Annotated in this window: 15 protein-coding genes and 1 pseudogene; 1 reads left to right on the top strand and 15 read right to left on the bottom strand. The window is 51.8% G+C overall.

Annotated features, from left to right (window positions below):
• From RB298_RS03865 to RB298_RS03795, 15 genes and pseudogenes are all read right to left on the bottom strand, one after another.
• Positions 1-440 (bottom strand): annotated as a pseudogene (locus RB298_RS03865) (50S ribosomal protein L1); the annotation flags it as partial.
• Positions 441-520: 80 nt separating this feature from the next.
• A complete protein-coding gene (gene rplK, locus RB298_RS03860; protein ID WP_486045848.1) occupies positions 521-946 on the bottom strand; it encodes a 50S ribosomal protein L11 in 426 nt (141 codons plus the stop codon).
• Positions 947-1,018: 72 nt separating this feature from the next.
• Positions 1,019-1,552 carry a transcription termination/antitermination protein NusG gene (gene nusG, locus RB298_RS03855; RefSeq protein WP_006212939.1) on the bottom strand — a complete coding sequence of 178 codons (534 nt, stop codon included), beginning with the start codon at positions 1,550-1,552 and terminating at the stop codon, positions 1,019-1,021.
• 21 nt (positions 1,553-1,573) lie between these two features.
• Complete coding sequence (gene secE, locus RB298_RS03850; RefSeq protein ID WP_006212940.1) at positions 1,574-1,765, bottom strand: preprotein translocase subunit SecE; 192 nt, start codon at positions 1,763-1,765, stop codon at positions 1,574-1,576.
• A 24-nt stretch (positions 1,766-1,789) separates the two neighbouring features.
• On the bottom strand, positions 1,790-1,939 hold the full coding sequence (gene rpmG, locus RB298_RS03845; protein ID WP_006212941.1) for a 50S ribosomal protein L33: 150 nt from the start codon (positions 1,937-1,939) through the stop codon (positions 1,790-1,792).
• Positions 1,940-2,500: 561 nt separating this feature from the next.
• Positions 2,501-3,145 carry an RNA polymerase sporulation sigma factor SigH gene (sigH, locus tag RB298_RS03840; protein WP_006212942.1) on the bottom strand — a complete coding sequence of 215 codons (645 nt, stop codon included), beginning with the start codon at positions 3,143-3,145 and terminating at the stop codon, positions 2,501-2,503.
• Positions 3,146-3,350: 205 nt separating this feature from the next.
• Positions 3,351-3,869: an NYN domain-containing protein gene (locus RB298_RS03835; protein ID WP_486045852.1), complete on the bottom strand. Its 519-nt coding sequence runs from the start codon at positions 3,867-3,869 to the stop codon at positions 3,351-3,353.
• A 5-nt stretch (positions 3,870-3,874) separates the two neighbouring features.
• Positions 3,875-4,627, bottom strand: a complete 753-nt coding sequence (gene rlmB / locus RB298_RS03830; protein ID WP_486045845.1) for a 23S rRNA (guanosine(2251)-2'-O)-methyltransferase RlmB — start codon at positions 4,625-4,627, stop codon at positions 3,875-3,877.
• A 92-nt stretch (positions 4,628-4,719) separates the two neighbouring features.
• Positions 4,720-5,163 carry a Mini-ribonuclease 3 gene (locus RB298_RS03825; protein ID WP_192570478.1) on the bottom strand — a complete coding sequence of 148 codons (444 nt, stop codon included), beginning with the start codon at positions 5,161-5,163 and terminating at the stop codon, positions 4,720-4,722.
• Entirely contained in the window at positions 5,160-6,566 is a 1,407-nt protein-coding gene (gene cysS, locus RB298_RS03820; RefSeq protein ID WP_486045843.1) for a cysteine--tRNA ligase, read from the bottom strand. Before cysS ends, RB298_RS03825 begins: the two co-directional genes overlap by 4 nt.
• Positions 6,567-6,720: 154 nt before the next feature.
• On the bottom strand, positions 6,721-7,410 hold the full coding sequence (cysE, locus tag RB298_RS03815; protein WP_375122061.1) for a serine O-acetyltransferase: 690 nt from the start codon (positions 7,408-7,410) through the stop codon (positions 6,721-6,723).
• A 691-nt stretch (positions 7,411-8,101) separates the two neighbouring features.
• The gene (gene gltX, locus RB298_RS03810; protein ID WP_486045841.1) at positions 8,102-9,565 is read right to left on the bottom strand and encodes a glutamate--tRNA ligase; all 1,464 of its coding nucleotides are present in this window, start codon (positions 9,563-9,565) and stop codon (positions 8,102-8,104) included.
• Positions 9,566-9,633: 68 nt separating this feature from the next.
• The gene (gene ispF / locus RB298_RS03805; protein WP_009591976.1) at positions 9,634-10,122 is read right to left on the bottom strand and encodes a 2-C-methyl-D-erythritol 2,4-cyclodiphosphate synthase; all 489 of its coding nucleotides are present in this window, start codon (positions 10,120-10,122) and stop codon (positions 9,634-9,636) included.
• Positions 10,119-10,814 carry a 2-C-methyl-D-erythritol 4-phosphate cytidylyltransferase gene (gene ispD, locus RB298_RS03800; protein WP_375122060.1) on the bottom strand — a complete coding sequence of 232 codons (696 nt, stop codon included), beginning with the start codon at positions 10,812-10,814 and terminating at the stop codon, positions 10,119-10,121. Before ispD ends, ispF begins: the two co-directional genes overlap by 4 nt.
• Positions 10,815-10,890: 76 nt before the next feature.
• On the bottom strand, positions 10,891-11,979 hold the full coding sequence (locus tag RB298_RS03795) for a PIN/TRAM domain-containing protein (RefSeq protein ID WP_015737636.1): 1,089 nt from the start codon (positions 11,977-11,979) through the stop codon (positions 10,891-10,893).
• A 280-nt stretch (positions 11,980-12,259) separates the two neighbouring features.
• Between RB298_RS03795 and RB298_RS03790 the strand changes: the two genes are divergently transcribed.
• Positions 12,260-12,655, top strand: a complete 396-nt coding sequence (locus RB298_RS03790; RefSeq protein ID WP_009594665.1) for a nucleoside triphosphate pyrophosphohydrolase family protein — start codon at positions 12,260-12,262, stop codon at positions 12,653-12,655.
• Positions 12,656-12,743: the final 88 nt, after the last annotated feature.

Here is a 12,743-nt window from a genome sequence, read left to right as displayed (position 1 = left end):
AATGTAACCGTACCAGCTTTAGGGTTAGCCATCCGGCCTTTACCACCGACCAGACGGCCAAGTTTACCGACTCCACTTCTCATAGAAGTTGTAGCAACGCGTACACCACACCCGCACCAGACCTGTTGGACTTTGTTGGTCATGTCCTGTTCGCCATCAAAATCAGCGCCAGCCGCTTCAGCCTCTTTCGCTTTTTCACCTTTTGCAAATACCAGAACGCGTTGTGTTTTACCTGTGCCGTGAGGCAAGACAACAACACCACGAACAGCCTGGTCTTGTTTACGCGGGTCTACGCCCAAACGTACAGCCGCTTCAACAGTTTCGTCGAATTTGGCAGTTGCAGCCTTCTTCACAAGCTCTACAGCTTCCAAAGGCTCATAAGTTGCTTCGCTGTCAATCAGCTTGGCAGCTTCAACGTATTTCTTACCGTGTTTAGCCATGTTTGTTTTCCTCCTTTGTGGTGTTAGCGGAAATTCCTCCCACATAATCCGGACCTCGTCCGGTTTCAACCGAAAGACGATTAGTCTTCGATTGTGATACCCATACTACGGGCAGTACCTTCTACCATCTTCATTGCAGCTTCAACGGATGCAGCGTTCAGGTCAGGCATTTTTTGCTCAGCGATTTGACGAACAGCGTCACGCTTAACGGTAGCCACTTTCTTCTTGTTAGGCTCGCCGGATCCTTTTTCGATCTTAGCAGCCACGCGAAGCAGAACAGCAGCCGGTGGAGTTTTCGTGATAAACGTAAAGGAACGATCTTCAAACACCGAAATTTCAACCGGAATGATCAGAACAGCTTGATCAGCAGTACGTGCGTTGAATTCTTTACAGAATGCCATGATGTTGACACCCGCTTGACCCAATGCAGGACCTACTGGAGGAGCCGGGTTCGCTTTACCTGCAGGAATTTGCAGTTTCACAATCTTGATAACTTTTTTAGCCATGGTTGACACCTCCTTGCATCAATAGTGGTAGACGGACGCGTATTTACGCCCTCCCACAAGAAACCTGAAGAATCAGATCTTCTCCACTTGAGTATAATCCAACTCCAGCGGGGTTTCCCGTCCAAACATGTTGACGTGAACTTTCAACTTGCTCTTTTCAGCCAAAATCTCTTCCACGGAGCCCACAAAATTCGCAAAAGGACCAACCTTGATACGAACGGATTCCTTGATGTCGAATTCGATCTTCGGTTTCGGCTCTTCCATGCCCATATGCTTCAGAATCTGTTCCACTTCTTCCGGAAGCAAAGGCGTCGGTTTAGAACCGGACCCTGTCGAACCAACAAAACCGGTCACTCCTGGCGTATTGCGGACAACATACCAAGAATCATCGGTCTGAATCATTTCGACCAAGACATATCCCGGGTAAACTTTACGCATGACGGTTTTTTTCTTGCCGTCTTTGTTTACGATTTCTTCTTCCATCGGAACAAGAACGCGGAATATTTTGTCCTCCATGCCCATGGACTCGACACGTTTTTCCAAATTGGCTTTGACTTTATTCTCATACCCAGAATAGGTATGAACTACGTACCATCTTTTTTCCATATCAAGCCACCTGGGACCCTTCTAAATTATCGCTTCGATCACAGCGGAAATACCGATGTCTACAACCCAAAAATAAATCGTGACAAACACAATGGTGCCGAGAACAATGAGAGTATAGTTCGTCAGTTCTTTACGATTGGGCCAGCGAACTTTTTTAAGTTCCGCCCAGCTTTCAGAGAAAAAGGAAAACAGAGACTTGAAACCACGTTTCACGCCGACTACACCTCCAAAAGAAAACTATCTGGTTTCGCGATGAGGAGTTTGCTCGTTACAGAACTTGCAAAATTTCTTCATCTCCATGCGGTCGGGGTGATTTCGCTTGTTTTTGGTGGTTGTGTAGTTTCTTTGTTTGCAGCTTGTACAAGCCAAAGTGATAATTACCCGCATGATGTGCACCTCCCGAAGACGTCCTTCTTTGTCAGAAGAATCGATATTGATCCTAGTAGAAACAACCTTATTCTCATCGAAAACCGGTTATTTCTGCGAGATGAATAAAACCGTTGTTCCAAAAGCTGTAACAACGATCCATTCATAAAACACGCGAATTTAGGCCTACCTAAAACACTTTATCACAAGGATAGCGCCATTTCAAGCCTTTTTCTCTCTGATTGCGGGCTGCAATAAATGCCATTGCCAGCTAAACCAGGGAATAAGTCCCCGGCTTATCGTACACCTTCCGCTGTAAAAAACTGTGGCGTTTCACAGTCTTTGTCCATCTTGCATAGCATTTAGCCTATATCCAGTATGTTCAATCTTCCAACAGATGAAACACCAAATATTACACATAATGCGAAAATGGACATCTCTGAATTGCGTCAAATCACGCCTGCCGTCAAAAGATCATGGCGGTAAAGCATGCAAAGATCCTTCACTGGCCATCCCGAAATACGATGCTGTAATTAAAAAAAGGCTCTGATTGAGCCTTCTGCTTCTTGTCCGACATTTGCTTTAATTATCCCTGACCTCCAGATAACGCTCAAGCTTTCGCTTTACCCGCTGGAGGGCATTGTCAATCGATTTCACGTGACGCCTCAAATCTACCGCGATTTCTTGATAGGAACGACCGTCCAAATAAAGCATCAAGACTTTCCGTTCCAGATCGCTTAAGATCTCTGACATCTTGTCTTCCAGGCCGACAAACTCCTCTTGATTGATGATCAGTTCCTCCGGATCGCTTACCGCTGTACCACAAATGACATCCAGCAGCGTACGGTCCGAGTCCTCGTCATAAATCGGCTTGTCCAAAGAGACATACGAATTGAGCGGAATATGCTTCTGTCTCGTAGCGGTCTTGATCGCCGTAATGATCTGCCTGGTAATGCAGAGCTCGGCAAAGGCCTTGAACGAGGACAGCTTATCCCCTTTAAAATCACGAATTGCCTTGTACAGCCCGATCATGCCTTCCTGGACGATATCCTCCCGGTCGGCGCCAATCAGAAAATAGGAACGGGCTTTAGCACGTACAAAATTCCGGTACTTATTGATCAAATACTCCAGCGCCCCGCTGTCACCCTCGCGGACCGCCTCGACAATGTCTTCATCGCTTATCACATCATACCCTGACAACATGACTTCCTTGAGGTCCACACTCAATAGAATCCCTCCGGCCCGGAACGCACGGTAGCCCGTCACTCGCTTGAAATATATGACAAGTATATATGATGTCTACTAGACCGTCAACCACGTTCTACCTAAAATAGACCGATAATAACATTTAATGTAAACTATTTCGTAGATTCATATATTGTTTCATTTTCCAAATGAGCCGACCTTTCGTCCCTCATGGTGTAAAACTGTGTTACTCCCTTCGCCAGCGCTCGAACGCCTGTCTCACATCCGGCGGCAGCTTCCCGTCAAGCGTATTTCTGCTCTTGGTATGCTCTTTCGTAATCTTCTGCTTCACTTCGCGCTCGCTCTGCTCGACCTCGCTCAGCAATTCCCGGGCGGACAGCCGGAGTGCTCCTCTGGCAAAAATGACGTGCTGCTCGATTAAATCGCTGGTCGCCACATAAATTTTACGCCGTCGATGGCTAAACTCGCCGACAAGCCGCTCAATGCACTCATCGGCGGTTTCCTTCTCTTTCGTAAAATACACCTGCACCTTGCCTTGCGTGTAGGATTTCCCCAAGCCAGGGACCCGGTACGCGTCAAAAATCACCACGACTCTGAGCCCAGAATACGCTTGATAATCCGCTAATTTCTCAAGCAGTAAGTCCCGCGCTTCGTGCATGCTGCTATTGGCAAGCTTCGCAAGATGCGGCCAGCCGCCGATCATGTTATAACCGTCGACCAGCAGCACATCCCGCCAATCGGCCATCATCGCTAACCTTGCAGGCGGCGACGGCGAAGCACTTCGTACATGACGACGCCTGCGGCAACCGAGGCGTTAAGCGAATTGATTTTTCCGGCCATCGGCAGTTTCACAAGCACATCGCATTTCTCGCGGATCAGACGCCCCATCCCTTTATTCTCATTGCCGATAACGATGGCGACCGGCCCGTCGAAAACCTCGGTATCATACAATTCCTGAACGGCATCGACCACGGTTCCGACAACCCACACACCCATTTCCTTCAGCTGATCGATGGTTTGGCCCAGATTGGTCACTCTGGCTACAGGCACATACTCCACCGCGCCGGCCGATGTTTTGGATACCGTTGCCGTTATCTGCGCAGATCTGCGCTTAGGCAATATGACGCCGTGAGCGCCCGTGCAGTCGGCCGTTCGGAGAATCGATCCCAGATTGTGCGGATCCTCGATCTCGTCCAGAAGCAGCAGGAAAGGCGGCTCGCCTTTTTCCTCCGCGGCCTTCAGCAAATCGTCCACTTCCACATAAGCGTAGGGTGCCGTCTGGGCAACCACGCCTTGATGCTGGACTCCGGGAACCATCTGATCCAGCTTCCGTTTGTCCACATGCTGAATGACGATGCCCAGCTTCTTCGCTTCCGCGATGATCGGCAGGGTCAGATGCTTTTGCGCGTTTTCGGCAATCCATATTTTATTGATCGTGCGTCCGGATTTGAGCGCTTCCGTGACGGAATGCTTACCGGCTACTACTTCCTCTTCTTGCATCATGTAGGTCTCCTCCTGCATATCAGCCGGCGTCCCCCTCGCTTTGGAAAAACCGGCTGTATCGTTTCATGTTGATGCCTATATTGCCACACGGTTTATTTAACGGACCCCTCGATAAACTCGATGCTCTTTCCGATGAGTTCACGGAGACGGTCCTGCTCTCCCGCATAATATAAATACCCAACCAGCGTCTCGAATGCCGTTGCATGCCGATATTCCAGCACGTCGGCATTCTTCGGTATGCTGCCCGATTTGGCATTGCGCCCCTGACGCACCACATCGCGCTCTTCCTCCGTCAGCTCCGGATCAAGAAAAGCCAATATCCGGCTCTGCGCCTTCGCCGACACGAAGCTCGTGGCCGAACGGTGCAAGTGATGGGGACGGAGATTGGCCCGTGATATCAGAAACTGCCTCACCGCCACCTCATAAATGGCATCCCCGATATAAGCGAGCACGATGGGCGGGATTAAACGGGCCGGCTTCGACGGCGGAAAATCAAACCAGCCTACTGCAGGATCCCGATGCTTATCCCCGCTCATTTACGCCGCCAGCGCATGCCCTGCGCCGTATCCTCCAGCACGATGCCTTCGTCCGCCAGCTTGTCGCGGATTTCGTCCGCTCGGGCCCAGTTTTTATTCTTGCGGGCTTCGACACGTTCGGCAATCAGCGCTTCGATTTCCTCATCCAGCAATTCATCCGTACCTGTGTTCACGATGCGGAGCACGCCGTTCATTTCGTTGAAAGCCCGCAGCACTTCATGCAGATCCGCGGCAGGAATCGATGCTTCCTTCAGCAGCTGATTCGCCTCGCTGGCCCATTGGAACATCGCGGTGATGGCGTCCGGCGTGTTGAAATCGTCCTGCATTTTCTCGTGAAATTCGACAAGCACGGCCGATATTCTGTCCGCTACGTCCTGGCTGACTTGATCGTCCTTGGAGCCGATCGCCGTGCCCAATCGATGTTCGACGTTTGCCGCCGCATTCGCGAGGCGTTCCACGCTGTTCTGTGCCTGTTCCATCACCTCGTCGCTGTAATTCAGCGGGTTGCGGTAGTGGGTGGACAACATGAAATAGCGCACGGCTTCTTTCGTATATTGTTCGCGAAGTTCCTTAACCAATACGCCGTTGCCCAGCGATTTCGACATTTTCTCGTTGTTGATGCGGATATATCCATTATGCATCCAATAGTTCGCGAGCGGTTTGCCCGTCAATGCCTCGGACTGCGCCACTTCGCATTCATGGTGCGGAAACTGCAGATCCTGGCCGCCGCCGTGGATATCCAAGGTATCCCCGAGATAGCGGCGAGCCATGGCGGAGCACTCGATATGCCAGCCCGGGCGGCCGTCGCCCCATGGACTGCTCCAGTAGATCTCTCCCGGCTTCGCGGCTTTCCACAGCACGAAGTCCTCCGGATTTTCCTTCCGCTTATCCACTTCGATCCGGATCCCGAACTGCAGCTCATCGAGGTTCTGCTGGGACAGCTTGCCGTAGTCGTCGAACTTGCGGGTCCGGTAGAATACGTCTCCGCCGTTCTCATAAGCAAAGTCGCGGTCAATGAGCTCCTGGATGAATTCGATGATGCTCTCCATATTGTCCGTTACCCGCGGATTCAACGTCGCTCTGGGTATGCCGAGACCGTCCAAATCCTCGTAATAGGCGCTGATGAACTTCTCCGCAACCTCCGGAACGGTCGTCCCGGTTTGCTCCGCTTTCCGAATCATTTTGTCATCCACGTCCGTGAAGTTCACCACGTAATTCACGTCGTTGCCCTGATTCTCGAAGTACGCCCGAACCACGTCGAAAAAAATCATCGGGCGGGCATTGCCGATATGGATATAGTCGTACACGGTAGGACCGCATACGTAGATCTTTACCTTTCCGGGTTCCTGGGCAACAAACGTTTCTTTCATGCGGGTTAGCGTGTTATAGATTTGCAGTGCCATATTGTATCATCTCAATCCTTTCGTTCCATCGCTTATTGTCTTTTACTTCAAAGCCTGCGTAACGCATTGATTCATGTTGAAGATGATGTATCGAAATCGCTATATGAAGTCAGGCTATGCATCGTCCAAGGCATCCAAGGTTATGGGAGTTCTTCTATTCTTCCTTGGCCGAAGACACGACAGCCTCGGAAACCACCGCTTGATGCCGGCTTCCCTTGCTCTCATCCAGCTCCGCCCGGAGCTGATCGATCTCCTTCTGCATCGAACGGAGCGTATCGACAATCGGATCGGGCAGGTTCGTGTGATCCAGCCGGTCGCGCACCCGCTCCCCGTTCTGTTTCACGACTTTGCCGGGATTGCCGACAACGGTGCTGTTCGGGGGTACGGGCCTTAATACGACCGCGTTGGATCCGATGTTACAGTTATCCCCAATCGTAAAAGAACCTAGCACTTTCGCTCCGGATCCGATGACCACGTTGTTGCCGATGGTCGGATGCCGCTTGCCTTTTTCCTTACCGGTTCCGCCAAGGGTCACCCCCTGGTAGATCACCACGTCGTCTCCGATCTCGCAGGTCTCTCCAATGACAACCCCCATGCCATGGTCGATGAACAGCCGACTCCCGATACGGGCGCCCGGATGAATCTCGATGCCTGTCATGAACCGGCTGATCTGAGATATGATCCGTGCCAGCGTATACCACCGCCGCTTAAATAATGCATGAGCCACCCGGTGCGCCCACAGGGCGTGAAGTCCCGAGTAGGTGAATACCACTTCAAAAAGTCCCCGGGCGGCCGGGTCATTCTCGAACACTGTCCGAATATCCGATTTCATCTGTTTAAACATGAACGCTCCCTCTTTCCCCTCTTCCAATCGCGCATGCAACTTGCTATCCATCGTTATTCCTGTAATAAAAAACGCCCCTGCAGCTTATCGCTGCAGAGGCGCTAGACCGCGGTTCCACTCTGCTTCGAACCGGCACAAGACTCCTCCCTTCGTCAGGGACGGATTCTACCGATTCTCTTCATGTCATTAACGGCAGACGACCGGCATGATCTAACGATTGCGTTCGCTTCAACCATGCAGCTCACAGGTGCATTTCCGCTGCAGGCGACGGGACAACTCTCAGCCGGCAGATTCAAGTGGTTCTTGTCTTCTGCCGATTGTCCTCTCTGGAACGTGCCTGTTTTACGCGTACTTCTCCTGATCGTAGCTTTTTAAACGTTTATATTTGTTGATCCAGACTTCATAAATGACCGCGTGGCTCACTAGAGACGCTGCGCTGACGGATTGTGCTTCCGATCGCTTTTGCCCTCCGATTTCTTTAACGATATTAATTTAGGTTGAAATCGGAAGTCAAAGGCGAACGCTTCGCTTCTCCAGAACGATTCCGTCCTTCTTCGCTACTTCCCTGTATGAGTAAATGCACCATTTAATAAAACCCTAAGATCAAAGAATATTTCACTTCTAGTTTGGTGTAATTATAACTGATGATATACGGGCTGACAAGGAACGTTTATTGCGGATGCCGCCCGAGTTATGCGCCCTTGATCTGGGAACGCAAACGGTCAAGCACGCGGTCCCTGCCAAGCAGCCAGATCGTCTGGTTCAAGTCGCGGCCATGGGTTTGTCCCGTCAGGGCTACGCGGATCGGCATGAAGAGCTGTTTGCCCTTAAACCCGGTCTCCTTTTGGACTTCCTTGATCATGGCGGCGATCTTCTGCGCGTAAAACTCATCGGACTGTTCGATCTTCGCCAAGAATGCGGACAGTACGGCAGGCACCTGCTCGCCGCCCATCACTTCGATCCCCTCGGCATCCAGCTCCAGGTGCGTGCGGAAGAATACTTCCGACAGATCCACGATATCCGAAGCCGCCGTCATCTGCTCCTGATAGAGCGCCACGAGCGCGCGTGCCCATTCCTCCTGCTCGGCCGTAAGCTTGGACGGCAAACGGCTGGCTTTCTGCAAATGCGGAATGGCCAAATCCGCGATCCGGTCCGGATCCGCGTTCTTAATGTACGTGTTGTTCATATGAGCCAGCTTGTTCGTGTCGAATACCGCCGGGCTCTTGGACAAGCGATGCTCATCGAAGATCGAGATCAGCTGCTCTTGGGAGAACACTTCCTCTTCCCCTTCCGGAGACCAGCCCAGCAGCGAGATGAAGTTGAACAGCGCTTCAGGCAAATAACCAAGCTGGTCATACTGCTCGATGAACTGGATGATCGATTCGTTGCGCTTGCTCAGCTTCTTGTGATCCTCGCCCACGATCAGGGTCATATGCCCGAACTGAGGGGGCTCCCACCCGAAGGCTTCATAGATCATCAGCTGACGCGGCGTATTGGAGATATGATCCTCCCCGCGCAGCACATGGCTGATCTTCATGAGATGATCATCCAAAGCTACCGCGAAATTGTAGGTAGGAATGCCGTCTTTTTTGACGATGACGAAGTCGCCCGTCTCTTTGCTGTTAAACGAAATCGTGCCCTTCACCATATCGTCGAACGTGTAGACGCGGTCTTCCGGCACGCGGAAGCGGATGCTCGCCACGCGGCCTTCGGCCTCAAGCGCCTGGCGCTGCTCTTCGGTCAAATCGCGATGCTTCCCGGAATAGCGCGGCGTTTCGCCCCGAGCCATCTGCTCTTCCCGCTCCTGCTCCAGCTCTTCCTCCGTGCAGTAGCAGCGGTAAGCAAGCCCGCGATCCAGAAGGTCCTGCCAATATTGTTTATAAATATCAAGACGCTCGGTCTGGCGATAAGGTCCGTACTCGCCCCCGACATCCACGCTCTCGTCCCAATCCATGCCCAGCCACTTCAAGTACTTCAGCTGGCTCTGCTCGCCGCCTTCCACGTTGCGTTTCACATCCGTATCCTCGATGCGGATAATGAATTTCCCGTTGTTCTTGCGGGCGAATAAATAATTGAATAATGCCGTTCTGGCATTGCCGATATGTAAATGTCCCGTTGGACTCGGTGCATAGCGCACGCGGACTTCTCCGGTCATTGTAACCCCTCCGCTTCCCTATTCTACAAAGTTTCCCAGTTCAAAAACTCCCTTTTTGAACGCATACTTCAAGATGATAGCACACCTTTTACAAGGCAGACAACCGACTGCGCGGCGATTCCTTCGCCCCTGCCGGTAAACCCGAGCTGCTCGGTGGTGGTCGCCTTCACGTTCACCTGATCCACCTCGGCATCCAGCGCTTTGGCGATCACTTCCGCCATTTGCGGAATGTATGGCGCCATCTTCGGCTTCTGGGCAATAATCGTGGAATCGATATTACCAAGTCTATACCCGCGTTCCTTCGCCATGACCCATACCTGTTCCAAAAGCTTCAGGCTGTCGGCGTCTTTAAAGGCAGGATCGTTATCGGGAAAATGGCGTCCGATGTCGCCAAGCCCCAGCGCCCCCAGGATCGCGTCCGTCACGGCGTGCAGCAGCACGTCGGCGTCGGAGTGCCCGAGCAGACCTTTGTCATGCGGAATCGTGACCCCTCCGATGATGCACGGCCTTCCTTCTACGAGCTGATGTACGTCAAACCCTTGTCCTACTCGAATCATTCCATGTCCTCTCCCTTACGTTTCTGTAAAAAAGCCGCATATTCCAGATCCTCCGGCGTGGTGATTTTGATGTTGCTGTATTTCCCCTCCACCACGGTGACCGGATGCCCTGCCCGCTCCATCAGCATGGCGTCGTCGGTGCCGGCAAATCCCTCCTTCGCCGCAGCTTCATGCGCGGACAGCAGGTCGGAAAGACGAAAAGCCTGTGGGGTCTGGACGGCCCACAGACTTTGACGGTCCGGGGTACCTGTAATCAGCCCCTTACCGTTCACCTGCTTAATCGTATCCTTCACGGGAACCCCGAGTACCGAGGCGCCTTCGCGGATCGCCGCATCGCGGCAGGCTTCAATTTCCTCTTGCGTTACGAACGGCCTTACGCCGTCATGTATCATTACCCATTCTGAAGAGATTTGCTTGATGCCTTGATATACGGACTGTTGTCTCTCGCTTCCGCCCGGGATTACGGCAGACACCTTATCCAAACCGTATTCCTGCACCCAGGACTGGCAGCGAGAAACATCATCCATCCCCGTTACAAGCACAATTTCCTGCAGCCATGGTATCCGGCTGAATGCTTCAAGCGTATGAACGATAATGGGCTTACCGTCCAGAACCAAGTACTGCTTGCTCTCCCGGGTGCCCATCCTCGTTCCTTTTCCCGCCGCTACGATGACGGCGCCGAAGTTACTCATCACACACCAAACTCCTGTCTCACCCAAACGCCACAAAAGGACGAATACCGGATATGTATATCCCCATCATACCCCTTTACTGGGCTTTTTCCAACAGTTTTGGTTTCGCGAAGATCATCCGGCCCGCCGAGGTTTGCAGTACGCTGGTAACCAGCACCTCCATCATTGTGCCGATATACTCGCGTCCGCCCTCCACTACGATCATCGTGCCGTCATCCAGATATGCGACGCCCTGACCATGCTCTTTGCCGTCCTTGATTATCTGCACCAGAATTTCTTCCCCTGGCAGAACCACAGGCTTCACCGCGTTGGCCAGGTCGTTAATGTTCAACACCGACACGCCTTGCAGCTCGCAAACCTTGTTCAAGTTGAAATCATTCGTGACCACTTTGCCTTGAAGCACTTTGGCGAGTTTCACCAGCTTGCTGTCCACTTCGGATATCTCCTCAAAGTCGCCTTCGTAGATAAGCACCTTTACATCCAGTTCCTTCTGGATTTTGTTCAAGATATCAAGCCCGCGCCGGCCGCGATTTCGCTTCAGAAGATCCGAGGAGTCCGCAATATGCTGAAGCTCCTCCAGGACGAATTCGGGAATGACAATCGTTCCTTCAATAAATCCGGTTTTGCAAATATCTGCGATCCTGCCATCAATAATAACGCTTGTATCCAGAATTTTATGTTCCTCCACGCGCCGGCCTTCCGGCTCGGCGGTTTGGCTCCACTTCCCCGACATCCATAGGGAAGCCAGTTCATCCTTCTTCTCCAATCCAATGCGTAAACCGATGTAGCCGCCGAGCAGGGTGATGCCGACCTGCAGCAGCTGCCCTGCTTGTCCGAGCAAGGATAGCCCCGGTGAGAGCAATAAAGACAGCAGCAAACCGCTCAACAATCCCGCCGTTCCCGCGGCCAGCTCATTCATCGGGATCCGGGAGAACGAAGAGATCAGGCTGTGCAGCCATCTCGTTACCCGATCCGCCGACAGCACGCCGATCATGCCAAACAACAATCCTCCAAGCACCGCGAAGGCCCCGCTTCCCGCTGCAAATATTCCTTGTCCAAACATAGGCGAGAGCCCTGAGAAAGACCGTTCCATTGTATGATATAACGTATACCCGCCCCATGCTCCGCATAATACCGTAAATGCTAAGATAGCTTTTTTTAACATGAGCTTCCGCACACCTCCTTTTTATACCTGATAATCTTGGCTTCTATTTCCAGTATGGTCCAATTTACAAAGTCGTAATCGTGCCGATTGAAGTTTTTCTTATAAAGTTTCCGGATGGGATGACCTGCCTGTTTTTACCTACACCCATCAGGCTTTGACGTGTACTGACATCGACCTCACAACTGGAATTGACCGCCTTTACACGCCTGAAACTGGTTGAAATCGGCTGAAGTAGTGGAATATAATGAACTCAATTCATAATATCGAGGTGGATGTATAAATGAGCGCTCCTAGTTTACAGGCTTTTCAGGACCAAGTTTCCGAATTGTTGCTCCGTCACCGCAGTCTCTTGGATGTTCTGTCTAAAAATGGTCAAAGCAATGCTTCAGTCAACCGGGCCGTCACCAAGGCCATCACAGAATGCGGATGCATCGAGCTCCACGCCACGAAGCAAACCTTCGATATCGGCGCTGATCTCGAATCAGCCCGGGAATTGGCAGGCACGCACGTCGAAGGCCATCTGTGCGAGAATTGCCGCGAAGCGGTAAGCACCGAGCTTGGCCGCAACCTATTTTATATGTCTGCCCTTGCGAATCTTCTGGACATTCAACTGGATGAGGTTGTTGTCAAGGAGTCGCAGAAATGCTCCACATTGGGTCTCTTCAACCTGTCGTAAAAGCCGCTTACATACCGAAACGGACCTTAACGGCAAGGTGCTCCATGCATACAAAAAAAGCATTTATCTCGCTGCTCCTCGCAGGGAA

The organism is Priestia sp. BR_2, assembly GCF_041954005.1.
Lineage (GTDB): Bacteria > Bacillota > Bacilli > Paenibacillales > Paenibacillaceae > Paenibacillus_AQ > Paenibacillus_AQ lautus_A.
The sequence above is the reverse complement of the archived record's forward strand: the minus strand, read 5'-3'. Positions and strand labels throughout refer to the sequence as shown.

What these genes read in the sequence shown, in the direction of transcription:
- nusG (WP_006212939.1), bottom strand. Translation starts at nt 1,552, where the DNA reads ATGGAAAAAAGATGGTACGTAGTTCATACCTATTCTGGGTATGAGAAT.
- RB298_RS03825 (WP_192570478.1), bottom strand. Translation starts at nt 5,163, where the DNA reads ATGAGCGGGGATAAGCATCGGGATCCTGCAGTAGGCTGGTTTGATTTT.
- RB298_RS03790 (WP_009594665.1), top strand. Translation starts at nt 12,260, where the DNA reads ATGAGCGCTCCTAGTTTACAGGCTTTTCAGGACCAAGTTTCCGAATTG.
- ispF (WP_009591976.1), bottom strand. Translation starts at nt 10,122, where the DNA reads ATGATTCGAGTAGGACAAGGGTTTGACGTACATCAGCTCGTAGAAGGA.
- rplK (WP_486045848.1), bottom strand. Translation starts at nt 946, where the DNA reads ATGGCTAAAAAAGTTATCAAGATTGTGAAACTGCAAATTCCTGCAGGT.
- rpmG (WP_006212941.1), bottom strand. Translation starts at nt 1,939, where the DNA reads ATGCGGGTAATTATCACTTTGGCTTGTACAAGCTGCAAACAAAGAAAC.
- gltX (WP_486045841.1), bottom strand. Translation starts at nt 9,565, where the DNA reads ATGACCGGAGAAGTCCGCGTGCGCTATGCACCGAGTCCAACGGGACAT.
- ispD (WP_375122060.1), bottom strand. Translation starts at nt 10,814, where the DNA reads ATGAGTAACTTCGGCGCCGTCATCGTAGCGGCGGGAAAAGGAACGAGG.
- RB298_RS03795 (WP_015737636.1), bottom strand. Translation starts at nt 11,979, where the DNA reads ATGTTAAAAAAAGCTATCTTAGCATTTACGGTATTATGCGGAGCATGG.
- RB298_RS03835 (WP_486045852.1), bottom strand. Translation starts at nt 3,869, where the DNA reads ATGGCCGATTGGCGGGATGTGCTGCTGGTCGACGGTTATAACATGATC.
- cysS (WP_486045843.1), bottom strand. Translation starts at nt 6,566, where the DNA reads ATGGCACTGCAAATCTATAACACGCTAACCCGCATGAAAGAAACGTTT.
- rlmB (WP_486045845.1), bottom strand. Translation starts at nt 4,627, where the DNA reads ATGATGCAAGAAGAGGAAGTAGTAGCCGGTAAGCATTCCGTCACGGAA.
- cysE (WP_375122061.1), bottom strand. Translation starts at nt 7,410, where the DNA reads ATGTTTAAACAGATGAAATCGGATATTCGGACAGTGTTCGAGAATGAC.